Genomic DNA, 21232 nt, shown 5'->3' with positions numbered 1-21232 from the left:
TGTTTAGGGGGTGTCGTCGGTCGAGTTCGCCAGTGCGAACCCGTGGGCACTTTGCGTGCGCTAGCGCAGCAACTGCAGCGGAACGCGGATATCCATGCCCACTGCCAGGTGATCGGAGAACGCGGCAGGAATCGCTTCGGTGTGCTCGATCGCCAGGCTGTCGCTGACCAGGATATGGTCGATCGCCCGGTCCGGGCGCCAGCTCGGGAAGGTATGCACCACGCAGCTCGGCGGCTGCAATCGCGTATGCCGATACAAGGCCTGCATTTCCGGTCGGTCGGCCACGCAGTTGAAGTCGCCCATCAGCATCGCATTGGGATGCTCGGAGAGCAGCTCGGCGATGAAGGCCAGCTGGGACATGCGCGAATTGGCGCCCAGCGACAGATGCGCCACCGCCACCGCCAGCCCATCGCGACCCTGCCCGAACTTGGCAAGCAGGATGCCGCGTCCGCCGATGCGGCCGGGCAGGGCGTGGTCCTGGACTTCCAGCGGTTCCAGCTTGCTCAGCAAGCCGTTGGCGCTGGAGGCCACCCCGCCCATGCGGCGGTTGGGTTGGTGGCTCCAGTAGTGGAAACCGGCACGTTCGGCCAGATAGTGGGTCTGGTTGGTGAAGCCCGAGCGCAGGCTGCCCGGGTCGGCTTCCTGCAGGCCGACGATGTCGCGGTCGCCGGCCAGCTTGGCGATGCTGTCCAGGCTGGTGCGCTTTGCGCCTAGCGGCAACGCATGCGACCAGCTGCGGGTCACGTAATCGCTGTAACGGCGGGTGCTGGAGCCGGCCTGGATATTGGCGGTCAGCACCCGCAGGGTGCGCGAGTCCGAAGCGTTCACGATGCGGCGGTCGCCCGGCTCACTTGGCCAGGGTGGCGCGTTCGCGCGCGATCAGGTGATCGGCGATGCGCAGCATGTCCGGGAAGCTCTTGCCCTTGACCAGGTACTTGCCGTTGACGATCAGCGACGGCGTGCCGGTGATTTGGCTACGGGTGGCGAACTGCTTGGCGCGGTTGGTCTTGGCCGACACACCGAAGCTGCTCATGGTGTCGATGAAGGTCTTGGAGTCAACGCCGTACTTGGCGTAGAACGCGGCGATGTCCTGCACCGAGTCCTTGCCGCGCTCGCCCTTGAGGGTCTGGTCGACGTGGATGGCCTTGTACAGCGCCTCGTGGGTCTTTTCCTGCACGCCCAGGGTCTCGGCGGCATAGAAGGCACGCGCATAGTCATCCCAGGGGCCACCGAACATCGCCGGCACGTAGACGAAATGCACGTCCGACGGCAGGCCGGCCTTCCATGGACCGACCAGCGGCTGGAACGCGTTGCAGGCGGGGCAGACATAGCCAAAGATCTCGGCCACTTCGATCTTGCCGGCGGCCTGCTGGTACGGCTGGCCTGCCGGGATGTCCACATAGTCGGTACCGGCGATCGGCTCGGGGCCGTTCGGTGCGCGCGGAGCGGCGCTGGGGGCGGCAGCGGGCGGGGTGCTGGCGCTCTCGCCAACCGCAGGCGGTGCGGCGGGGTCGGCGGCCGGAGTGGTAGCAGCCGGCGCAGGCGCCGCTTCGGCAGCCGGCGTGGTGGCGGCAGGTGCGGTGTCGGACGAACCGTCCTGGGCCTTGCAGGCGACCAGGATCGGCAGCAGCGCCATCAGCGTCAGGGCGAAGCGGGTCTTCATCGGATTGGATCTCCAGCGTGGGGCGAGGAAAGGGCCGGACGGCCGCGGGGCGCATGATGCCACGGCGGCCGTCGGTGGCGGTTACGCGGTTCAGCGCTTGGCAGGGCCGGCGTGTTCGCGGGCGATGAGGTAGTCGGCCACGCGCAGCATGTCCGGGTAATTGCGCGCGCCGATCAGGTAGCGCCCGTTGACGATGATGGCCGGGGTGCCGGGCAGCTTGCTGCGCTGTGCGAACTCGCGCGCGGCCTTGAGTTTGGCGTCCACCGCCGCGCTCTTGAAGGTGTCGACGAAGCGCTGCTGCGGCACGCCGTAGTCGGCATAGAACGCAGCCAGTTCTTCCGGCGCCACGTTCTGGGTCGGCACGCTCTGCTTTTCGTGGATGGCATCGAACATGGCGCGGTGGCTGCGCTTGGCCACGCCGAGGATGTCGGCGGCGAAGTAGGCGCGCGCAAACGCATCCCAGAACCCGCCGAAGGCTGCCGGCACCGGGGTGAAACGCACGTAGGACGGCTGCTTGGCCGCCCAGGCTTCCAGCGTCGGCTCGAAGTGCGCGCAATGCGGGCAGGTGTAGCCGAACACTTCCACCACTTCGACCTTGCCGGCCAGCGGCGCGTACGGCTGGCCCCCGTCGATCAGGGTGTAGTCCTCGCCTTCGACCGGCGGCGCCGTCTTGTCGGCGGCGCAGGCCGAAAGTGGCACCAGGATCAACAACAGCAGGGACAGGCGGGAAAGCAGATTCATGCAGGCTCCGTGGGGGATGAGAGAGGAGGCGGGAAACGACGACGCCGGTCGCGGGACCGGCGTCGTGACGCGGTGTGGCAGGTGGGCACCTCAGCTCATGAGCGCGCCGGTGTCCCGACAGGCGTCTGTGCAGCGGCGGCATCGTCGGCACGGTCGTGCAGACCTTGCAGATAGCTGGACAGCGCCTGGATCTCCTGCTCGCTCAGCGGGCGTGCCACCTGCGCCATGATATTGAACAGCGCCGGATTGCGCTCCTGGGTGGTGCCGGCCTGGTATTCCTTCAGGCGCCGCGCTACGTAGTCGGCATGCTGGCCGCCCAGGCGCGGATATGCCGGTCCGGGATTGCCGCCACCGGACGGGCCGTGGCACGCCATGCAGGCCGGCACGCCACGTGCGATGTCGCCCCCGCGGTAGAGCTTTTCGCCGACCTCGTAGAACTTCATGCCTTGATATGGGCCTTCGGCGATCACGGCATCGTCGGCGACCCCGGCGGACGCCTTCTGGGTAGCGAAGTAGGCGCCCAGATCGCGCATGTCCTGCGCAGTGAGGTCCTTGACGAAAGGCACCATCACCGCCGACATCCCGGTATTGCGCTCGCCGCTGGCGATCAAGGCCACCTGATGCGCAACGTAGCGCTCGGTTTGCCCGGCGATGCGCGGGTACATGGCCACCGCCGGATTGCCGTCCGGGCCGTGGCAGGCCGCGCAGGCGGCCGCCTTGGCCTGCCCGGCCTTGGCATCGCCCCAGGTGGTCTTGGCCAGATCCACCTCCAGCGGCGCAACCCGCACGGGCGGTGGATCGGGGATCGGCGTGACCGCCGACTGCGCAAACGCCACGGCGGCAACGACCGGCACGGCGAGGGCGGCGAGGACTAGCACACGAGCATGGCGCATCAGCTAAAGCTCCGTATGGACCCGGCCCGCGCGCGTTGGGTGCTGGCAGTGGCAGGCGTGCTTCGATTATCGACACGCCTTTGCGCCAGGGTCAACGAACAGTGCAGCAAAACCCTCGGCCCCGAACGTGCGATCCTAGCGGGATGTCGCTCCTTATCGAACAAGCCCGCTACCACCTGTCCGCCCATAACGCCCGGCAATTGCCCGACGATGGCGGCTACGAGGTGGCCTTCGCCGGCCGCTCCAACGCCGGAAAATCCAGCGCGCTCAATGCGCTGACCCGCCAGAATTCGCTTGCCCGCGTGTCCAAGACCCCTGGCCGCACCCAGCAGCTGGTGTTCTTCCAGATCCAGCCCGAGCGCTATCTGGTGGATCTGCCCGGTTACGGCTACGCCAAGGTGCCGCAGGACCTGCAGGCGCACTGGCAGGCCTTCATCGACCGCTATTTCCGCACCCGCGAGGCCTTGCGCGGCCTGGTGGTGGTGATGGACATCCGCCATCCGCTCAAGGATTACGACCTGCAGATGCTTGGCTATGCCGCCGAACGCGGCCTGCCTGCGCATGGCTTGCTGACCAAGGCCGACAAGCTCGGCCGTGGCCAGCAGATGCAGACCCTGCAGAAGGTCAAGAAGGAAGTGACCTCGCGCTTCGGCGACAGCGTGACCGTGCAGACCTACTCCGGCGAATCGCGCCAGGGCGTGGACGAACTGCGCGGCATCGTCGGCGGCTGGCTGGGTCTGGAGACGGAGCCGTCCGCGCAGGCGTGATCGAGGCCGGTCTGCATCGGGCGGTCGCGGTCAGCGCTGCCCGGCGCAGGCTGGGGGTTCGGGGCAGATCCTGGTGCGGCGCGACGATCGGTCCACTTGCCGGGCGCCGTCGAGGTGCCGGCCGCCGCGGACTCACCCCACGGCCCATCACGCTAGACCTGCACGCCGAACAAGCTGCCGACCAGACCGGTGGCAAGCATGGCGGCCGCACCCCAGAACACCACCCGTAGCGCGCCGCGCCACAGTCTGGCGCCACCGGCGCGCGCCGCCAGTGCGCCGGTGACTGTCAGTCCGGCCAGCGTCGCTGCGCCCGTCGCCCAGATCTGCCCGCCGGCCGGTGCAAGCAGGGCGGCAACCACCGGCAGGACCGCGCCGGCAATGAATGCTGCCGCCGACGTTGCTGCGGCCTGCAGCGGGCGGGCGCGCGCTGTTTCAGTGATGCCCAGCTCGTCGCGTGCGTGGGCTTGCAGGGCGTCGTGAGCGGTGAGCTGTTCTGCGACACGGCGTGCCAGCGTGGGGTCGAGGCCGCGCCGGCAATAAATGGCAGCCAGCTCGTCCAGTTCGCTTTCGGGAAAGTCCTTCAGTTCGCGGCGCTCGGTCTCCAGGTCCGCATGTTCTGTGTCGACCTGCGACTGCACCGAGACATACTCGCCCGCCGCCATCGACATCGCGCCGGCCACGGTTCCGGCAACGCCGGTCGCGAGGACCACCGAGGCGGAAGCGCCTGCGCTGGCCACCCCGACCACCAGCCCGGCGACCGAGACGATGCCGTCGTTGGCACCGAGCACGGCTGCACGCAGCCAACCGCTGCGGTCGCTGCGATGGGTTTCGGTGGGTTGCGCAGGCATGTCTGGCTCCATTGGCTACCAGGAGCGTATGCCAAGCCATCGCCAGCGGTGTGACCGTCTTGCATCGCATCGGGCCGCGTAGTGCCCATGGATGGAAATCTCAGACCTGGCCGATGACCGCGATTCTTCCATGACCTACGGTTATAGTGCGGGCCTTGCGGTGGCTGGGGAGTATCCCCACATCGTCCCACCCCTTCACGTTTGCGAGCCTGCCCTTGTCGAGTCCCAGCCACGTTGCCGAAACGCCGATCACCGAACGCGCGGAACTGGTGCAGGTCCTCGCCTCCGGCGAGAAGCCCAGCGCAGACTGGCGGATCGGGACCGAGCACGAAAAGTTCGGTTTCCAGCTCGACGACCTGCGCGCGCCCACCTTCGAAGGTGAGCGCGGCATCCAGGCGTTGCTGACCGGCTTGACCCGCTTCGGCTGGGAGCCGGTGCAGGAAAACGGCCACACCATCGCGCTGCTGCGCGACGGCGCCTCGGTGACGCTGGAGCCGGCCGGCCAGCTGGAACTGTCCGGCGCTGCGGTGGAAACCCTGCATCACACCTGTGTGGAAACCGGCACCCATCTGGACGAAGTGGCCCAGGTGGCCGGCGAGTTGCAGCTGGGATTCCTGGGCATGGGCTTCCAGCCGAAGTGGCGCCGCGACCAGATGCCGTGGATGCCCAAGGGCCGCTACCAGATCATGAAGAACTACATGCCCAAGGTCGGCTCGCTCGGCCTGGACATGATGACGCGCACCTGCACGGTGCAGGTCAATCTTGATTACGCCACCGAATCGGACATGGTGCAGAAGTTCCGCGTGTCGCTGGCACTGCAGCCGATCGCCACCGCCCTGTTTGCCGATTCGCCGTTCACCGAGGGCAAGCCCAACGGCTACCTGAGCTACCGCTCGCACATCTGGACCGACACCGACGCCGACCGCACCGGCATGCTGGATTTCGTGTTCGAAGATGGCTTCGGCTACGAGCGCTACGTCGATTACCTGCTCGATGTGCCGATGTATTTCTCGTATCGCAACGGCGTCTATGTCGATGCCAGCGGGCAGAGCTTCCGCGATTTCATGCAAGGCAGGCTGCCGGCGTTGCCGGGTGCGCTGCCTACCTTGCGCGACTGGTCGGACCACATGACCACCGCATTCCCGGAAGTGCGTTTGAAGAAATATCTGGAAATGCGCGGCGCCGATGCCGGCCCGTGGAATCGCCTGTGCGCGTTGTCGGCATTCTGGGTCGGGCTGCTGTACGACCAGACCGCGCTCGATGCGGCCTGGGACCTGGTCAAGGATTTCAGCCCGACCGAACGCCACGCCTTGCGCGACGGCGTGCCCAAGCATGCGCTGGGCTTGCCGTTCCGCAACGGCACCGTGCGCGACCTGGCGGTGGAAGCGGTCAACATCGCCCGCGAAGGCCTGCGCCGGCGCGCACGGCTGAATGGCGATGGTCAGGACGAAACCGGCTTTGTCGATGTGATCGCCGAGATCGCCGAGAGCGGCGTCACCGCCGCCGAGCGCAAGCTCGCGCTGTATCACGGCGCATGGAACGGCGATATCGACCGCGTGTTCCGCGAGTTTGCGTACTGAGCAATGCTGTCTGGCTGAGCGCGCCGCGATGCGGCGCGCTCAGCCGTGCCTGCCTGTGTGGGCGATGCGCCGTCGGTGTAGGGCCTTGTGTGTGCGCGGCTTCCACCCTGGCGCTTAATGTGCGCGGTCGCCGGCATGCTCGGCGATATTGGCCGGTGAGCGCGTTGCCGGCGCTGGATCAGCGCGATGGCTAGGTGCCGCGATGGTGTGCCGTGACACCTGCGACGATGCTGCCGTGGGCCCTGCGCCCCGGATCCGGTGTCGCGGCCGGCTGCGGTCTGCCGTCAGCGCCGCTCCGGCATGCAGGGCAGGCGCACGGTCACGCGCAGCCCGCCATGGGCGCGATTGTCCAGGCGCAGGTCGCCGCCGTGCGCCAGCACGATGCTGTGCGCCACCGACAAGCCCAGGCCGATGCCGCCGGTGCCACGGTTGCGCGAGGACTCGCCACGCACGAACGGCAGCAGCAGTTGTTCGCGCTGGGTAGGGTCGATGCCGGGGCCGTCGTCGTCGATCCACAGCACGCCATCCTCGCCATCGCGGGTGAGCTGCAGGCGCGCGCACTTGCCGTATTTCAAGGCGTTTTCGAGCAGGTTCATCACGGCGCGGCGCAATGCCAGCGGGTCGCCATCCAGGGTGATGGTCGGGCCGGGCAGCAGCGCGGCGTCGGCGCCGATATCGGTGGCGTTGTCGACCACGCTCTCCACCAGCAGGCGCAGGTCCAGCGGCGCGCGTTCGCCGCGATGGCGATCGTTCTGGATGAAATCCAGCGCCGCGGAAATCATCGCCTTCATCTCGTCGATATCGGCCAGCGCCTTGTCGCGTAGCGGCGGTTGCAGGTCGTCCAGTCGAAACGACAGCCGCGCCAGCGGTGTGCGCAGGTCGTGTGCGATCGCCGCCACCATGTGGGTGCGCTCATTGATCAGCCGGTTCAGGCGCGCCTGCATCGCATTGAACGAATCGGCGGCGCGGACGATTTCCGGCGGACCGCTGCGTTGCAGCGCGGCGGCGTGAGGATTGCGGCCCAGCCGGTCGGCGGCTTCGGCAAAACGCTTGATCGGTGCCGACAAGGCCCGTGAGAACCACCAGGCCAGCGGCACGTTGGCGAGCAGGCCGGCCAGGAACAGCAGCACGATATGGGTCTTGAATTCGGCCGACAGCCGCCGCCGCGGCGATTCCACCGTGCGCCAGCGGCCGTCGGGTTGCTGCAGTGCGGCGGTGAAGCCATCCAGCAACGGTACCCCGGGGGTCAGGCGTTCGCTTTCCCAGTCTTCGGGCGCCTGGTCCGGGCGTAGCCCGTTGCCGAACGGCGGGTCGCCGGCTCTGCGGCCGGACGCCCATTCGGGTGACGGACGTTGCCGGCTGTCGCTGCCTGCAGCATCGGTGGCATGCAGCTGGCCGGGCAGATGCCGCGGCCGGTCGCCGGCCAGTTGCGGGCTTTCGCGGTCGTCGGCACTGCGATAGAAGCGCACGCGCTGCGTGTCCACGTCCAGCCAGTGCGCCAGCAGCATCTCGGCGAAGGCGTCGCGGACCTGGCCGGGCGGTGCGGACGGCGGCTGCGCGCCGTCGTGCACCTTCAGGGTCTGGGTGCCGGCGGGCATGCGCGTGGACAGCAGCGCCACCACCTCCGGCGGGTGCACGGGCGGCTCGTAGACAGGGGTGCGCATCACCAGCAGGGCGATGCCGATGACCTGGGCGGTGAGCAGGGCCACCGCCAGCAGGACGAACGTGCGGGCAAAGATCGACAGCCCGCGACGTGCCGGTTTGCTCACAGACGCGAAACGCCCGGCAGCAGCATGTAGCCCTCGTTGCGTACGGTGCGAATCAACTCGGTATGGACGCGTTCATTGATCTTGCGGCGCAGGCGGCTGATCTGGCTGTCGATGGCACGGTCGTAGACGTCGGTATCGCGGCCGCGCGCATAGTCCAGCAGCTGGTCGCGGCTGAGCACCCGCTGCGGATGCTCGACGAAGGTGCGCAGCAATGCAAATTCGCCGTCGGAGAGGTTGATGAAGATGCCGGTCGGGTCGCGCAGGTCGCGGCGCACCACGTCCAGTCGCCAGCCAGCGAATTCGTAGACGTTTCCGCGCTGATCGGCCTGTTCGTGACTGGCCTGGCTGCGGCGCAGCAGGGCGCGCACCCGCGCCAGCAGTTCGCGCGGGTTGCAGGGCTTGGCCAGGTAGTCGTCGGCCCCCACTTCCAGGCCGATGATGCGGTCGGTATCGTTGCCCAGCGCACTGAGCATGATGACCGCCGGCGAACCGCGTTCGCTGGCCAGGGCACGCGCGGCGCTCAGCCCATCTTCTCCCGGCATCATCACGTCGAGTACGATGAGGTCCGGGCGTCGCTGCGCCATGCGCGTGCGCATGGCGGCCACGTTTTCGGCAACGTCAACCTGGTAACCGTGGGCGCTCAGAAATTCGCCGATGAGCTTGCGCAGGTCCGGGTCGTCGTCGACCACAAGAACGCAGGGTTGTTGCATATCCATGGAGGTCATCGTCGGTGGCGCGGTGTTCGGGCCGCGCAGGGTGGTGGCTACCGGATACATGGTGCTCGCAGGTGCAAGGCTGGAACACCCATCATAATGATCAAATTTGTCAATTATTGGCACATGTGCAAGGCGACATGACGGGACGGGACATCACGCAGGACACCATCGCTTCGACACTGCGCCATCCCGATGGCGAGTGCGCGCATGGCAAGGCGTTTCCGATGATGCGGGTGATCAGCCGCGACAACGGCGTGGGCCTGACCCGCGACATGGTACTGATGGCGCAGACCCTGCGCGCTGGCGGCGTGCCGGTGCAGGAACTGGGGTTCACCAGCCAGCGGTTGCAGGATACCGGGCGCGAGGTGCGCCTGTGGGCCAGTCGCGCGCTGTTCGGGCGGGTGCCGCTGCAGATCTTTTCCGAACGCGTGTATGCGCGCTGCCTGCCACTGGGGCAGGTCAACCTGTTGGTGCCCAATCCGGAATGGCTGCTGCCCAAATGGCTGCCCTTGCTGCCGAAATTCGACGCAGTGCTGTGCAAGACCCGCCACGCCGAACGGATTTTCCAGAGCCTGGGTTGCACCACGCGTTTCATCGGCTTTACCAGCCCGGATCGCTTTGATGCGCAGGTGCCGCGCCAGCGTGCCTTTTTCCATCTGGCCGGGCGCAGTACCGCCAAGGGCACGCGCGTGCTGCTGGAGACCTGGAAGCAGCATCCGGAGTGGCCGCTGCTGACGGTGGTGCAGAACCCGCGGACGGCCGGCAAGCCGGTGATGGCGCCGAATATCGATCACCGCGTGCGCTATCTCGACGATGCGGAATTACGCCGGCTGCAGAACGCGCACCTTTTCCACCTCTGTCCCTCCGAGGCCGAAGGCTTCGGGCACTACCTGATGGAAGCGCTGAGCGTGGGTGCGGTTACCTTGGCCACCGATGGCGAGCCGATGAACGAACTGGTTACGCCGGCACATGGCGTGCTGATTCCGGCGGGCGAGGTGCGCCAGCGGCGCCTGGCGTCCTACTACTACGTCGACGCAGCAGGAATCGCGCAGGCAGTGGACACCGCGCTCGCCATGCCGCAGGCCGCGCTGGACGCGCTGTCGGCCAATGCGCGTGCGTTCTATCAGGCCAGCGATGCCGCATTTGCAGCGCGCTTCCGCAGCGCAGTGTTGGCATCGCTGCCGGAGCATGCGCCGCAAAACGCTGTCGGCATTGCGCCGGTCGTAGTCGATCGTTGAGGAAGTGACGCGTCAGGCAGTGCTTGCGGTCGTGCATGACTGTGCGCAGCTGCCGGATGTCGTTCGCCAGGCCCGGCACATCGTGCGCGGCTGCAGGTCGGCATTGCCACAGAGTGCAACGTCGCTGACGTGGATGCAGTTCAGCCTGTTACCTGATTGCGCCGGTGTGGGCCGAGCCTGCTAGGGATGCCGTCATGGCGCCGAACCGGTGCGATGCACGATCGTGCAGTTGCCGGCCGGGTCGGGTGTTGCAATGACCCAATCAATGGCAACGGATCGATCCAGCACTCCCGCTGCACCGTTCACCGCGCAGTCGTTTCGCTTTGCAGGTCTGCGATGCAGGGCGACACGAACAGGTTGCCGCGATATGCGCCGGCCAGGGTCCTGATCGCCACGAGTGCCCAGACCACACCGAGCACGACGACCAGGACGACGCCAAAACCAGTGAAGAACATCAGCTGCAGCCGTGCGCCGAGCTTCAAGGTGGCCAGCGCGTAGACACCGAGCGGGAAGGTAAAGCCCCACCAGCCCAGATTGAATGGCACCTCTGCACGGAAATAGCGTGCGGTGATCAGCACAGACAGCAGCAGCCACCAAGCGCCCAGGCCCCAGAACAGCAGGCCGCCGATCGTGCCGATGCCTGCGGCGATCTGCCCGAGCCCAGCCAGCCCGTGTGCCGCGAAGATCGCCGGGGCGTCGTCACCCATCACCAGCATGCCTAGCGCACCGGTGCCGATCGGGCCGAGCGACAACCAGCTCGATGCTGCCATGCTGGCCGGCGGCAACTGATGCAGGGCCATGCGCAGCAGCAGGATGACCAGGATGCTCATCGCCACCGGTACCGAATACGCCCACAACGCGTAGCTGGCGATCAGCACCGCGAACCGCGTGCCCGCATCGGCAAGGTGCGGAGCCAGCAACCCGCCGCTGGCCGCCGCCACTTCGGCCGCCACTACCGGCAGCAGCCACACGGCGGTCATCTGCTCGATGCGGTGCTGCTGCCGGGTGAACATCAGATACGGCACGCCCGCCCCGCAGGCCAAGGCCATCGCCACGTCCACCCACCACAAGGTCTCGGCCAGCGGCAGCACGGCGCTGCCCCAACGCGGCACGCCGTACAGCAGCAGACCGTTGATGATGGTCGCCAGGCCCATCGGGATGGTGCCCAGGAACATCGAGGCGCCAGCGTGCCCCAGGATCCGCCTGGCTTCATCGAAGAACCGCACCCAGCGCGTGGCATACAACAGCGCGAAGACCGCAAACAGCGCAGCGTTGCACATCCACAGGCACTCGCCGACCGCAGCCAAGCCTGGAGCCCGCCACGGCAGTTGCCCGAGCGCCAGCGCGAAAATTCCGGTGCCCATGGTGGCAGCGAACCAGTTCGGGGTGAATTGGCGGATGACTTCGCGCGGGCCGGACAGCGCCTTGAACGGGCGCAGCCTCTGGGTGACGGGCAGTGCAGTCGCAGTGGACATGGCAGCGGGTGGCACGTCGCAGAATGTGATGGCAACAGTGTCCAGTGGCAGGACGTAGCTGTAAAACGGGTAATATCGCTATCAAATACTTGTAAAGCAGGTAGGTTGTGCGGCTGACGTTGCGGCAACTTCAGATCTTTTGCGCCATCGCCCAACAGGGCAGCACCACCAGCGCCGGGCTGGCGGTGGCGTTGTCGCAGTCGGCCACCAGTGCCGCGCTCAATGAGCTGGAACATGCGTTGGGAACGCAGTTGTTCGATCGCGTCGGCAAACGCCTGGTGCTCAACGATGTGGGCACGGCGCTGTTGCCGCAGGCGCGCAGGCTGCTCGATGGCGCGCAGCAGATCGAGGCGGGATTCGAGCCTGGCGCTGCGGCTTCTACAGGCCGTTTGAAGATCGGGTGCAGCACGACGATCGGCAATCATGTGTTGCCGCTGGTGCTGCATGCGCTACGCAAGCAGACGCCGGCGCTGCGCGTGGATATGGAAAGCGCCAATAGCAGCGCCATCGCGCGCAAGGTGGCCAACTTCGAGCTTGACATGGGGTTGATCGAAGGACCCTGCCATCTGCCGGAGCTGCGTGCCGAACCATGGTTGGTGGACGAGTTGCTGGTCGTGGTCGGGCGCCGGCATGCATTGGCCAAGCGGGCCAAGGTCACGTTGACCGACCTGCGCGATGCCGACTGGCTATTGCGCGAGCCTGGCTCGGGGACGCGCGAAGAAGTCGAGCAGTTGCTGTTGCGGCATCTGCATGCATTGTCCGATACCCGGCAAATCGGCAGCTCGGAAGCGATCAAGAACATGGTGGTGCAGGGCCTGGGGGTGAGTTGCCTGTCGCGCTGGGTGGTGGACGAGTTGATCGCAGCGAAGAAGTTGAAGCCGTTGACCGGTGGGCTGCCGCGATTGACCCGGCGTTTCTTTCTGGTGGCCCATCGCGACAAGTTTTTTTCGCCCGCTCTCGGGCGCTTCCACGCCACCTGCCTGCAGTTCAAGCACGAACACGAGCAGCGCTCGCAACCTTAGCTGCGACGTTACGATGCTGCGCAAATCGCCTGCGGCGATGCAGCAGGGCGACTGTCGCGGTCGTTTCCCGCCATCGCATGCAACTGCGACGCCGCTGATGTGAGGGCGGTTACTTTCTGTCGAGCGCGGCGTTGGTATCGACTGCCGGAACCCCATCGGCATCGCTTTTTTCATCCAGATGCTTATACTGCCCCCCAGTATTTCGGGTCGAGGGTCGGCATGCCGCATTCGCCGCTGGAAAAGAAGCGCGCGCTGGCGCGGGTACGGCGGTTGCGCGGGCAGTGCGACGCACTTGAGCGCGCGCTGCAGTCGGGCGCAGACTGCGCACCGGTGCTACAGCAGATCGCCGCGATCCGGGGGGCCGTCAATGGGCTGATGTCGCAGGTGCTTGAAGCGCATATCCGTGAAGACTTCGGACATGCCGCTGCGTCCGATGCGCAACGCGCCGAGCGGGTCCAGGACCTGCTCGGGCTGGTCCGGTCCTACCTCAAATGAACTCCCACCGGGCCGGCGCATGCCGCGTCCGTCCTCGAACATCCTCGTCAGGAGCGCTATTCCAATGAAATCCCGTGCAGCAGTCGCATTCGGACCCGGCAAGCCGCTGGAAATCGTCGAGATCGACGTCGCACCGCCGAAGGCCGGCGAAGTGCTGGTCCGCATCACCCACACCGGCGTGTGCCACACCGATGCCTTCACGCTGTCCGGCGATGACCCGGAAGGCATCTTCCCGTCGGTGCTGGGCCACGAAGGTGGCGGCATCGTCGAGCAGATCGGCGAGGGCGTGACCAGCGTCAAGGTGGGCGACCACGTCATCCCGCTGTACACGGCCGAATGCCGCAAGTGCAAATTCTGTCTGTCGGGCAAGACCAACCTGTGCCAGGCCGTGCGCGCCACCCAGGGCAAGGGCCTGATGCCCGACGGCACCACGCGCTTCTCCTATAACGGCGAGCCGATCTACCACTATATGGGCTGCAGCACCTTCAGCGAATACACCGTGGTGCCGGAAATCTCGCTGGCCGTGGTCAACCCGGACGCGCCGCTGGAGAAGGTGTGCCTGCTCGGGTGCGGCGTCACCACCGGCATCGGTGCGGTGCACAACACCGCCAAGGTCAAGCCGGGCGAGAGCGTGGCGGTGTTCGGCCTGGGCGGCATCGGTCTGGCGGTGATCCAGGGCGCGGTGCAGGCCAAGGCCGGGCGCATCCTGGCCATCGACACCAACCCGGGCAAGTTCGACCTGGCGCGCAGCATGGGCGCCACCGATTGCATCAACCCCAAGGATTACGACAAGCCGATCCAGGAAGTGATCGTCGAGTTGACCGATGGCGGCGTGGATTTCAGCTTCGAGTGCATCGGCAACGTCAACGTGATGCGCTCGGCGCTGGAGTGCTGCCACAAGGGGTGGGGCGAGAGCGTCATCATCGGCGTGGCCGGTGCCGGCCAGGAAATCAGCACCCGTCCGTTCCAGCTGGTCACCGGCCGCGTGTGGCGCGGTAGCGCCTTCGGTGGCGTCAAGGGGCGCACGCAATTGCCGGGCATGGTGGAGCAGTCGATGAAGGGCGAGATCGATCTCGATCCGTTCATCACCCACACCATGCCGCTGGAAGAGATCAATGAAGCCTTCGACCTGATGCATGAAGGCAAGTCGATCCGCACCGTGATTCATTTCTGACCACACGGCCAGGAGCGGCGCGCGGCCGCTTCCGCGCACGTGGGACCGAGACTCCGGGAGGGGCATGATGGCTAACGTGTCGATTCATCCTTCGGTAGATGGTGGCGTTGCGCGAGGCGGTGCAGAAAACTTTCAAGGGGGAACCCTCGAATGCCACTGCGCCAGCGACAAGGTGGTGGTGGAAGTGGGTGCGCAGACCGCACACAACCACGCATGCGGTTGCAGTAAGTGCTGGAAACCCGAGGGCGCCACGTTTTCGGTGATTGCGGTAGCGCCGCGCGACAAGGTCAAGGTGCTTGCGCACGAGGAAAAGCTGAAGATCGTCGATGAAAGCGCGACGATCCAGCGACACGCCTGCACGGCATGCGGCGTGCATCTGTTCGGCCGGATCGAGAACAAGGAGCACGCGTTCTACGGGCTGGATTTCGTGCACACCGAGCTGTCCAAGCAGCAGGGGTGGTCGGCGCCGGGCTTTGCCGCGTTCGTCTCGTCCATCATCGAAACCGGCACCCCGCCGGAGCAGATGGACGGCGTGCGCACGCGTCTGACCGAGCTGGGGTTGACGCCCTATGACTGCCTGTCGCCGGGATTGATGGATGCGCTGTCTGCGCAGGTAGCGCGCAAGAAGGGCTTGTTGCATTGATGGTCCAACCCTGCGGCCGGTGATCCGGCTGCAGGGTTTTCTCTTCGCAAGGAATTTTCATGGAACGTATCGAACACCGCGCCTGTTTTGGCGGTTGGCAGGATGTGTATCGGCATCAATCGCAGAGCCTGGGTTGCAGCATGCAGGTGGGCATGTATCTTCCTCCCCAGGCCGCCGACGGCCCGCTGCCGGTGCTGTACTGGCTCAGCGGCCTGACCTGTACCGAGCAGAACTTCATCAGCAAGGCCGGTGCGCAGCGCTATGCCGCCGAGCATGGGGTGATTGTGGTGGCCCCGGATACCAGCCCCCGTGGCGACGATGTGGCCGATGCAGAGGGCTACGACATCGGCAAGGGCGCCGGCTTCTACGTCGATGCCACGCAGCAGCCCTGGGCTGCGCACTACCGCATGTACGACTATGTGGTGAACGAATTGCCGGCGCTGATCGAAGCGCACTTTGCCACCACCGGGGCGCGTGCGATCAGCGGCCACTCGATGGGCGGGCATGGCGCATTGACCATCGCCCTGAAGAACCCGGGGCGCTATCGCAGCGTATCGGCGTTCTCGCCGATCGTGGCACCCAGCCAGGTGCCGTGGGGCGAGAAGGCATTCGGACACTATCTTGGCGACGATCGCGACAGCTGGAAGGCGTATGACGCCACCGCCCTGATCGCGCAGGCCCAGGAGCGTTTGCCGCTGTTGATCGATCAAGGCGACGCGGACGAATTTCTGGAAAACCAGCTGAAAACCCGGCTATTCGAAGACGCTGCCAAGGCGGCGGCATACCCGGTGACCGTGCGGATGCAGCCCGGCTACGACCATAGTTATTACTTCATCTCCAGTTTCATTGGCGAGCACATCGCGCATCATGCTGCGGCGCTGCGTGGTTGATCCTGGTTGGGCGAGTCGTGGCTGGTCGAGGGAGTTGTAGAGCGCGTGACACGAGCTGGCGAAAGGTGGCGCGCTCGGCGTTGCTGTATTGCCTGCGCTTGCGCGATGAGTAAAGCGGCGAGCCGATGTCCCTTCTCCCCCGGGAGAAGGTGCCCCACAGGGGCCAGTGAGGGTGCGGGCGAAGCGCTGGCGAAGTCTGGGTGCAGATTGGCTTCGCCCCATATCCTCGCCCCCCTTCGTGCCCCTGCCCGCGCTTGCGGCGCGGGCAGGGGCACGCGTGCCAATGGCGCGCAAGCCTTGGCTCTACGCCGGGAGGAGAGAGGGGCAACAATCTCGCGTGCGAAAGTTCGCACTGAACGCGGCCATGCGCGATAGCACTTGCCTGCACCGCAGTTCCTGCGTGCCGCACGCATGCTGCGTGTCCATGGTGCTCCCCGGCTCGCGCCCGCGGCAGCGTGATCCTGTGCGTTGCGCGGTGTGTGCATCAGTCGAGCAGCCATTGCGTCCAGGCCATGTCGGTCGCCCGCCCGATACCGCCGGTCACGGCCCCGCACTCCAGCGTTGCGCTCCTGCAAGAATCCTCCCGCAACGCTTGACATGGCTGCACCTGTCAGATATTTCTTACGCATGAAAAGTGGTGGGGCAACGACAGGGGATCGACTGCTGGAGATTCTTTCGGCGCTCGATAATCCGCACCGACTGAGGATTATTGCGGCGCTGCAAACCGGTGGCCGCAACTACATCAGCAGCCTGGCGCGAGAAGTGGGGATCAGCCGTCCGCTCTTGCATCTGCATTTGAACAAGCTCGAGGCCGCAGGTCTGGTGACCAGCCAGCCCGAGGTGTCGCATGACGGAAAAGCGCTCAACTACTTCGAGGTCAGCGCCTTTCGATTGGAACTTTCACCTTCGGTCATTGCGGACGCAGCGACATCGCTGACCGACAAGACGGAAAAATAGGAGACGGCCTTGTCGGAGCATCTGTATCTTTTGACCATCTGCCTGCCGCTGGGCACGATTCTGCTGGTTTTCGGCATGCGCTATCTTGCCGCGATCAGGCAGGCCAAGGCGCAGCTGGATCACAACCAGGCCTACCGTGAGCTGGCCGAGAAAACGCAGGTTGCCTTGAACGACATGCGTATCCGCCTCGACGGTATCGAAAGAATTCTCAAGGACGTCGAATGATCGCGAGCGAGACTGACGCCAGCGGTGCTGCATCGAGGCGGACTGCGAGCGACGTGCCGCTCTGGCGGTTGTATGGCTTGCGCGCCGGCTATCTGCTGCTCGTGGTCGGCCTGGGCGTACAGGTCTGGCCGGGTATCGTGCTGCGGCACGACAGCTGGGAACTGATGGAGGGCGTGGTGCAGTGCATGCTGGGAGCGATGGGGCTGCTGGCATTGCTTGGCCTTCGCTATCCGCTGAAAATGCTGCCGCTGCTGCTGTTTGAAATTGCATGGAAGTCGATCTGGCTCGGCGTCGTCGCCGCGCCCCGGCTGCTGCACGACCGGATGGATGTCGGTACCTGGTCCACGCTGTCGGCCTGCCTGCTGGTCGTGGTCTTTCCGATCTTGATTCCGTGGGGTCACATCGTCTCGACGTTCATTCGCATGCCCGGCGACCGCTGGCGTTGACTGCTTTCTCGCTTCGCACACCCCCCGCAACCACTGGACACTCCATGGCGTACGACATTCAAGCTCGCCCGCAGTTCTATGCGCGCGTCGCTGGCGCGCTCTATCTCGCCGTCATCGTCCTGGGTGGTCTGGCAGAGGGCTATGTAGCGAACGCTTTGGTAGTGCCTGGCGATACGCAGGCCATGCTCCACGCCATCGTGCAGCATGCGCAGCTCTGGACGCTGGGGCTGGCTGCGAATCTGGTGGTGCCGCTGATCGCAGTGGTGCAGCTATGGATCGAATACATGTTGCTGCGGCCTGCGGGAAGAGGCTTGGCGCTGTTGTTCGTGTTGTTGAATAGCGCATCGCTCGCGGTGGAAGCCGTCAGCAAGTTGTTTCAGTTGATGGTGCTGCCATTGGCTTCCGGCAGCACGTCGGCGGCCGATCCTGCGCATGGCTTCTCGCTGGCCGCGCTGGCGTTGTTGGGACATGAGATTGGCTTCAACATTGCGCTCCTGTTTTTTGGCGCTGCCTGCCTGGTCAGTGGCGCGCTGATATGGCGATCGCGCTATCTGCCCAAGTTCGTTGGCGGATTGATGACGTTGGCTGGGCTCAGTTATCTGGTGGCCTCGCTTGCCGAACTGCTGGCGCCTGCATTTGCCAAGCTGATCAATCCCGGCATTTTGTTGCCGGTTCTGGTCGGCGAGACGACGTTTTGCCTGTGGCTGTTGATTCGCGGAGTTGACCGGCGGCAGTGGGATGCAAGGGCTGCGCTGATGTAGACGCGATAGCCCTTCTCCCCTCGCGAGAAGGTGCCCTGCTGGGCTGGATGAGGGCACGGGGGAAGCCTCGTGCAGTTGGAACATGCGAGTGCTTCGCGCCGTACCCTCACCCCAACCCCTCTCCCGGCGGGAGAGGGGCTTGCCACCGCGTATCTGAAAGTTCGCGTCACGTAGGTACGGCGATATCGTTTTTCTCCAAGTTCGAGTCCACGGCAAACGACAACGAAAACGACAGCGGCAGCGGCAGCGAAAAATCGAAAGTTGACGCCAACAACCAAGCTAGCGCACCACCTGTGTCGCAAGCTTCGCCAACCGACGCATCGCGCGTTCCAGCGGTTCGCTCCACGGCTGGCCGCAGGTCAGGCGGAGATGATCTGCGTAGTCGCCACGGCTGGAGTACAGATGACCCGGCGAGGTGCCGATGCCGTCGGCCAATGCGGCGTCGAACAAGGCCTGGCCACTCCCACCATCGGGCAACTGCAGCCACAGCGATAAGCCGCCTGCCGGGTCGCCGACGCGTGTGCCCTGTGGCCAATGCCGCACGATCGCATCGCGCAGGCGCTGGCCGTTGTCGGCCAGGGTGCGGCGTAGCTTGCGCAGGTGCCGTTCCAGATCGTGGTGCGCGAGATAATCGGCCAATGCCAGTTGCGGCAGGCTGGCGCTGCCAACGGTGGAAAAATACTTGGCGCGTACCAGCGCATCGGTCCAGTCGCCGCCGAGCAGCCAGCCCACGCGCAGCCCCGGCGCCAATACCTTGGAAAACGAGCCGCAGGTGATCACGTTGTTGTGCGTGTCGAAATGCCGTAACGGACGAGGATGCTGACCCGACCAATCCAGTTCGCGGTAGATATCGTCCTCGATCACCACCGTGCCATGTCGGGCGCAGCTGTCGAGCAGTGCGCGCTTGGCGTTGTCGGGGGTGAGGCTGCCATTGGGATTGTTGAAGTTGGGCACCAGCACCGCTGCGCGCGCCGGCGTGCGTTGCAGCAGTGCATCCAGACGGGCGACATCGATTCCCGCGCCGGTAAGGTTGGGCACTTCCAGCACCTTGAGTCGCAAGGCGGCAACGGCTTGCAGGATGCCGTGGTAGGTAGGTGTCTCCACCAGCACTACATCGCCCGGCGTGGTCACCGTGCGCAGTGCCAGGCTGATGGCTTCCATCGCGCCGGCGGTGATCACCACTTCTTCCGCAACCACGCTGGCGGCGCAATGTGCGTAACGCTGGGTTATCTGCCGGCGTAAAGCGGCGTCGCCCTGGGGCGGGGCGTAGTCGAGCGCGGCAGTGCGGTGTCGACGCAACTGCCGCGCCAAGGCCGCGGCCAGCTGCGTGCCGGGCAGTAATGCATGGGCCGGCGTGGCCGTATGCAGTGGCACCAGGTCGGTACGGGCGACGGTATCGAGCACGCGCTGCAGCGCCGGGTTGTCGACCATGCCGGGTTTGCGTTGCCGCGCTGCCCTGGCCGCGACCGGTGCGGCTGCGGCGATGGTGCGGACGAAATAGCCCGAGCGCGGACGCGCCTGCACCCGTCCTTCGCGCTCAAGCTGCAGGCAGGCCTGCACGGCGGTGGCCACACTGACGCCATGGGTCGCGGCCAGCTGCCGGATCGACGGCAATCGCTCGCCCGCGCGCAGGGTGCCGGCCTCGATCCGCTGCCGCAACTGCGTCGCCAATGCCTCGTACAGCAACATGCTTCCGGCTCCATCTGTACTGGTCAACTTGCAGCGTATCTGAATCTGTCATGGTTGCGCATGGCCCTGCAGACTGAACGTGCCCGATGAATGCGTCGGGCCCCTGTCCTGCCTGTGAGGTCGATCGTGCCTAGTGTCGATATCGTCGCTGTTGCTCTGGTTGGTACGCATCGTCACTGCGTCTGCGCTGCGCGATCGCGCGTGCAGCGCAGCGACGCCGCCACATCGGGCAATCGCAGGCATTGGCGCTGCGACAGGCAGGCCGCGTGCGACCGGAGCGTTGCATGAGCGCGGCGCTTGCCGCTGGGCGCGCATCGGCAGGCGCGTCGCGCCGTGCGCTCTGGCAGTTGCTGGTTGCCGAAGTGATGATCGGCTCGGTTGGCGTATTCGTGCACGAGAGCGGGCAGGACCCGGTAACGGCGGTGTTCTATCGCTGCCTGTTCGGTGCATTGTTTCTCTCCGTCTGCGGCTTGATCGGCGGGCAGTTGCGCGGGCTGTGGCACGAGCGTGCGTTGGTGCGCGATGCGGCGATCAGTGGTGTGCTGCTGGTGTTGAACTGGGTGGCATTGTTCGCCGGCATGGCGCGCTCGTCGATCGGCGTGGCGACGATGGTGTATCACGTGTTTCCGTTCGTGATGCTGATCCTGGCGGCGTTACTGCAGGGCGAGCGCACGCGGCGCGCCGATCTTGGCTGGACGCTGCTGGCGTTTGTGGGCGTGGCGTGTTCGGCCGATCCGGCGCGGCTGTGGCAGGCGGCCGACCGCGGCTATCTGCTCGGGATTGCGCTGACCCTGCTGGCGGCCCTGCTATGCGGCGCATCCTTGCTGATGTCGCGACGCATCAGTCGCGAGCGGCCGTTGGCGGTGGTCACGGTGCAGTGCTGGGTCGGGACGGTGCTGCTGGCCTGCTTTTCGAGCAGTGCCGCGTTGCATCCGGGCATGCATTGGGTGTGGCTGGTGGGCCTGGGCGTGATCCACAGCGGGATCGTGTATGTGTTGTTTTATTCGGCGTACCGGCATCTGCCGGTGGCCACGATCGCGGTACTGGCCTTCGTGTACCCGCTGGTCACGCTGCTGCTGGATTATCTGCTGTATGGCCACGCGCTGGTGCCGGTGCAATGGCTGGGCCTGACCCTGATCGTGCTCGGCACGCTGGCGGTGAATCTCAAATGGCGCTGGCCACGCCGCGCATTGGCGCGGGCATGAGCGTGCGCCGCCACGCATGCAGCATGGCGACGCAC

The 21232-nt window shown here is 65.8% G+C and carries 22 protein-coding genes; 13 read left to right on the top strand and 9 right to left on the bottom strand.

Translation table 11 applies throughout. The features are described 5' to 3' along the window. Nucleotides 1-60: 60 nt before the first annotated feature. The 4 genes from VZ068_RS17510 to VZ068_RS17495 form a co-directional block, all read right to left on the bottom strand. The gene (locus VZ068_RS17510; protein ID WP_046963281.1) at nt 61-798 is read right to left on the bottom strand and encodes an endonuclease/exonuclease/phosphatase family protein; all 738 of its coding nucleotides are present in this window, start codon (nt 796-798) and stop codon (nt 61-63) included. Between the two features lie 49 nt (nt 799-847). Then, the gene (locus VZ068_RS17505) at nt 848-1663 is read right to left on the bottom strand and encodes a thiol:disulfide interchange protein DsbA/DsbL (protein ID WP_259156473.1); all 816 of its coding nucleotides are present in this window, start codon (nt 1661-1663) and stop codon (nt 848-850) included. 90 nt (nt 1664-1753) lie between these two features. Further along, the gene (locus tag VZ068_RS17500; RefSeq protein ID WP_349655999.1) at nt 1754-2404 is read right to left on the bottom strand and encodes a thiol:disulfide interchange protein DsbA/DsbL; all 651 of its coding nucleotides are present in this window, start codon (nt 2402-2404) and stop codon (nt 1754-1756) included. Between the two features lie 95 nt (nt 2405-2499). After that, on the bottom strand, nt 2500-3297 hold the full coding sequence (locus tag VZ068_RS17495; protein ID WP_259156471.1) for a c-type cytochrome: 798 nt from the start codon (nt 3295-3297) through the stop codon (nt 2500-2502). A 143-nt stretch (nt 3298-3440) separates the two neighbouring features. Here VZ068_RS17495 and yihA point away from each other — a divergent pair, with 143 nt between their 5' ends. Beyond that, nucleotides 3441-4064 (top strand): ribosome biogenesis GTP-binding protein YihA/YsxC, encoded by a 624-nt coding sequence (yihA, locus tag VZ068_RS17490; RefSeq protein ID WP_259156470.1) that lies wholly within the window; start codon nt 3441-3443, stop codon nt 4062-4064. A 152-nt stretch (nt 4065-4216) separates the two neighbouring features. Here yihA and VZ068_RS17485 read toward each other — a convergent pair whose 3' ends face one another. Next, nucleotides 4217-4912: a VIT family protein gene (locus VZ068_RS17485; RefSeq protein ID WP_349655998.1), complete on the bottom strand. Its 696-nt coding sequence runs from the start codon at nt 4910-4912 to the stop codon at nt 4217-4219. A 215-nt stretch (nt 4913-5127) separates the two neighbouring features. On the opposite strand from VZ068_RS17485, the gene VZ068_RS17480 reads away from it, so the two are divergent. Next, nucleotides 5128-6492, top strand: coding sequence for a glutamate--cysteine ligase (locus VZ068_RS17480; RefSeq protein ID WP_349655997.1), 1365 nt, complete (start codon nt 5128-5130; stop codon nt 6490-6492). 284 nt (nt 6493-6776) lie between these two features. Here the strand turns inward: VZ068_RS17480 and VZ068_RS17475 are convergent, their stop codons facing one another. Further along, nucleotides 6777-8261: an ATP-binding protein gene (locus VZ068_RS17475; RefSeq protein WP_349655996.1), complete on the bottom strand. Its 1485-nt coding sequence runs from the start codon at nt 8259-8261 to the stop codon at nt 6777-6779. Beyond that, nucleotides 8258-8977, bottom strand: a complete 720-nt coding sequence (locus VZ068_RS17470) for a response regulator transcription factor (RefSeq protein ID WP_349657747.1) — start codon at nt 8975-8977, stop codon at nt 8258-8260. The genes VZ068_RS17475 and VZ068_RS17470 overlap by 4 nt, the downstream gene beginning before the upstream one ends. Before the next feature lie 137 nt (nt 8978-9114). Here VZ068_RS17470 and VZ068_RS17465 point away from each other — a divergent pair, with 137 nt between their 5' ends. Next, nucleotides 9115-10215 carry a glycosyltransferase gene (locus VZ068_RS17465; protein WP_349655995.1) on the top strand — a complete coding sequence of 367 codons (1101 nt, stop codon included), beginning with the start codon at nt 9115-9117 and terminating at the stop codon, nt 10213-10215. A 302-nt stretch (nt 10216-10517) separates the two neighbouring features. Here the strand turns inward: VZ068_RS17465 and VZ068_RS17460 are convergent, their stop codons facing one another. Further along, nucleotides 10518-11690: a TDT family transporter gene (locus tag VZ068_RS17460; protein WP_349655994.1), complete on the bottom strand. Its 1173-nt coding sequence runs from the start codon at nt 11688-11690 to the stop codon at nt 10518-10520. A 107-nt stretch (nt 11691-11797) separates the two neighbouring features. On the opposite strand from VZ068_RS17460, the gene VZ068_RS17455 reads away from it, so the two are divergent. The 9 genes from VZ068_RS17455 to VZ068_RS17415 all read left to right on the top strand — a co-directional run bounded on the left by VZ068_RS17455 (nt 11798) and on the right by VZ068_RS17415 (nt 18303). Further along, nucleotides 11798-12712, top strand: a complete 915-nt coding sequence (locus VZ068_RS17455; protein WP_349655993.1) for a LysR family transcriptional regulator — start codon at nt 11798-11800, stop codon at nt 12710-12712. Nucleotides 12713-12931: 219 nt separating this feature from the next. Beyond that, complete coding sequence (locus tag VZ068_RS17450) at nt 12932-13207, top strand: metal/formaldehyde-sensitive transcriptional repressor (RefSeq protein ID WP_046963271.1); 276 nt, start codon at nt 12932-12934, stop codon at nt 13205-13207. 64 nt (nt 13208-13271) lie between these two features. Next, nucleotides 13272-14381: an S-(hydroxymethyl)glutathione dehydrogenase/class III alcohol dehydrogenase gene (locus VZ068_RS17445; RefSeq protein ID WP_259156462.1), complete on the top strand. Its 1110-nt coding sequence runs from the start codon at nt 13272-13274 to the stop codon at nt 14379-14381. A 67-nt stretch (nt 14382-14448) separates the two neighbouring features. Further along, nucleotides 14449-15024 (top strand): S-(hydroxymethyl)glutathione synthase, encoded by a 576-nt coding sequence (gfa, locus tag VZ068_RS17440; protein WP_259163034.1) that lies wholly within the window; start codon nt 14449-14451, stop codon nt 15022-15024. 59 nt (nt 15025-15083) lie between these two features. Continuing rightward, nucleotides 15084-15914 (top strand): S-formylglutathione hydrolase, encoded by an 831-nt coding sequence (gene fghA, locus VZ068_RS17435; RefSeq protein ID WP_349655992.1) that lies wholly within the window; start codon nt 15084-15086, stop codon nt 15912-15914. A 597-nt stretch (nt 15915-16511) separates the two neighbouring features. After that, complete coding sequence (locus VZ068_RS17430) at nt 16512-16871, top strand: helix-turn-helix domain-containing protein (protein WP_259163016.1); 360 nt, start codon at nt 16512-16514, stop codon at nt 16869-16871. A gap of 9 nt (nt 16872-16880) precedes the next feature. Further along, the gene (locus tag VZ068_RS17425; protein WP_046963268.1) at nt 16881-17096 is read left to right on the top strand and encodes a hypothetical protein; all 216 of its coding nucleotides are present in this window, start codon (nt 16881-16883) and stop codon (nt 17094-17096) included. Beyond that, nucleotides 17093-17542 (top strand): hypothetical protein, encoded by a 450-nt coding sequence (locus tag VZ068_RS17420; RefSeq protein ID WP_259163014.1) that lies wholly within the window; start codon nt 17093-17095, stop codon nt 17540-17542. Before VZ068_RS17425 ends, VZ068_RS17420 begins: the two co-directional genes overlap by 4 nt. A gap of 44 nt (nt 17543-17586) precedes the next feature. Then, nucleotides 17587-18303 carry a DUF4386 domain-containing protein gene (locus VZ068_RS17415; protein WP_349655991.1) on the top strand — a complete coding sequence of 239 codons (717 nt, stop codon included), beginning with the start codon at nt 17587-17589 and terminating at the stop codon, nt 18301-18303. Nucleotides 18304-18582: 279 nt separating this feature from the next. On the opposite strand, the gene VZ068_RS17410 is transcribed toward VZ068_RS17415, so the two are convergent. After that, nucleotides 18583-19992 carry a PLP-dependent aminotransferase family protein gene (locus VZ068_RS17410; RefSeq protein ID WP_349655990.1) on the bottom strand — a complete coding sequence of 470 codons (1410 nt, stop codon included), beginning with the start codon at nt 19990-19992 and terminating at the stop codon, nt 18583-18585. Between the two features lie 284 nt (nt 19993-20276). On the opposite strand from VZ068_RS17410, the gene VZ068_RS17405 reads away from it, so the two are divergent. Next, nucleotides 20277-21197: a DMT family transporter gene (locus VZ068_RS17405; RefSeq protein WP_349655989.1), complete on the top strand. Its 921-nt coding sequence runs from the start codon at nt 20277-20279 to the stop codon at nt 21195-21197. Nucleotides 21198-21232: the final 35 nt, after the last annotated feature.

The organism is Xanthomonas sp. 10-10, assembly GCF_040182365.1.
Classification (GTDB): domain Bacteria; phylum Pseudomonadota; class Gammaproteobacteria; order Xanthomonadales; family Xanthomonadaceae; genus Xanthomonas; species Xanthomonas arboricola_F.
The sequence above is the reverse complement of the archived record's forward strand: the minus strand, read 5'-3'. Positions and strand labels throughout refer to the sequence as shown.

Coding starts and splice junctions, on each gene's coding strand:
- VZ068_RS17420 (WP_259163014.1), top strand. CDS start 17,093: ATGATCGCGAGCGAGACTGACGCCAGCGGTGCTGCATCGAGGCGGACT.
- gfa (WP_259163034.1), top strand. CDS start 14,449: ATGGCTAACGTGTCGATTCATCCTTCGGTAGATGGTGGCGTTGCGCGA.
- yihA (WP_259156470.1), top strand. CDS start 3,441: ATGTCGCTCCTTATCGAACAAGCCCGCTACCACCTGTCCGCCCATAAC.
- VZ068_RS17470 (WP_349657747.1), bottom strand. CDS start 8,977: ATGGATATGCAACAACCCTGCGTTCTTGTGGTCGACGACGACCCGGAC.
- VZ068_RS17485 (WP_349655998.1), bottom strand. CDS start 4,912: ATGCCTGCGCAACCCACCGAAACCCATCGCAGCGACCGCAGCGGTTGG.
- VZ068_RS17500 (WP_349655999.1), bottom strand. CDS start 2,404: ATGAATCTGCTTTCCCGCCTGTCCCTGCTGTTGTTGATCCTGGTGCCA.
- VZ068_RS17460 (WP_349655994.1), bottom strand. CDS start 11,690: ATGTCCACTGCGACTGCACTGCCCGTCACCCAGAGGCTGCGCCCGTTC.
- VZ068_RS17430 (WP_259163016.1), top strand. CDS start 16,512: ATGGCTGCACCTGTCAGATATTTCTTACGCATGAAAAGTGGTGGGGCA.
- VZ068_RS17465 (WP_349655995.1), top strand. CDS start 9,115: ATGACGGGACGGGACATCACGCAGGACACCATCGCTTCGACACTGCGC.
- fghA (WP_349655992.1), top strand. CDS start 15,084: ATGGAACGTATCGAACACCGCGCCTGTTTTGGCGGTTGGCAGGATGTG.
- VZ068_RS17505 (WP_259156473.1), bottom strand. CDS start 1,663: ATGAAGACCCGCTTCGCCCTGACGCTGATGGCGCTGCTGCCGATCCTG.
- VZ068_RS17445 (WP_259156462.1), top strand. CDS start 13,272: ATGAAATCCCGTGCAGCAGTCGCATTCGGACCCGGCAAGCCGCTGGAA.
- VZ068_RS17415 (WP_349655991.1), top strand. CDS start 17,587: ATGGCGTACGACATTCAAGCTCGCCCGCAGTTCTATGCGCGCGTCGCT.
- VZ068_RS17405 (WP_349655989.1), top strand. CDS start 20,277: ATGAGCGCGGCGCTTGCCGCTGGGCGCGCATCGGCAGGCGCGTCGCGC.
- VZ068_RS17495 (WP_259156471.1), bottom strand. CDS start 3,297: ATGCGCCATGCTCGTGTGCTAGTCCTCGCCGCCCTCGCCGTGCCGGTC.
- VZ068_RS17450 (WP_046963271.1), top strand. CDS start 12,932: ATGCCGCATTCGCCGCTGGAAAAGAAGCGCGCGCTGGCGCGGGTACGG.
- VZ068_RS17410 (WP_349655990.1), bottom strand. CDS start 19,992: ATGTTGCTGTACGAGGCATTGGCGACGCAGTTGCGGCAGCGGATCGAG.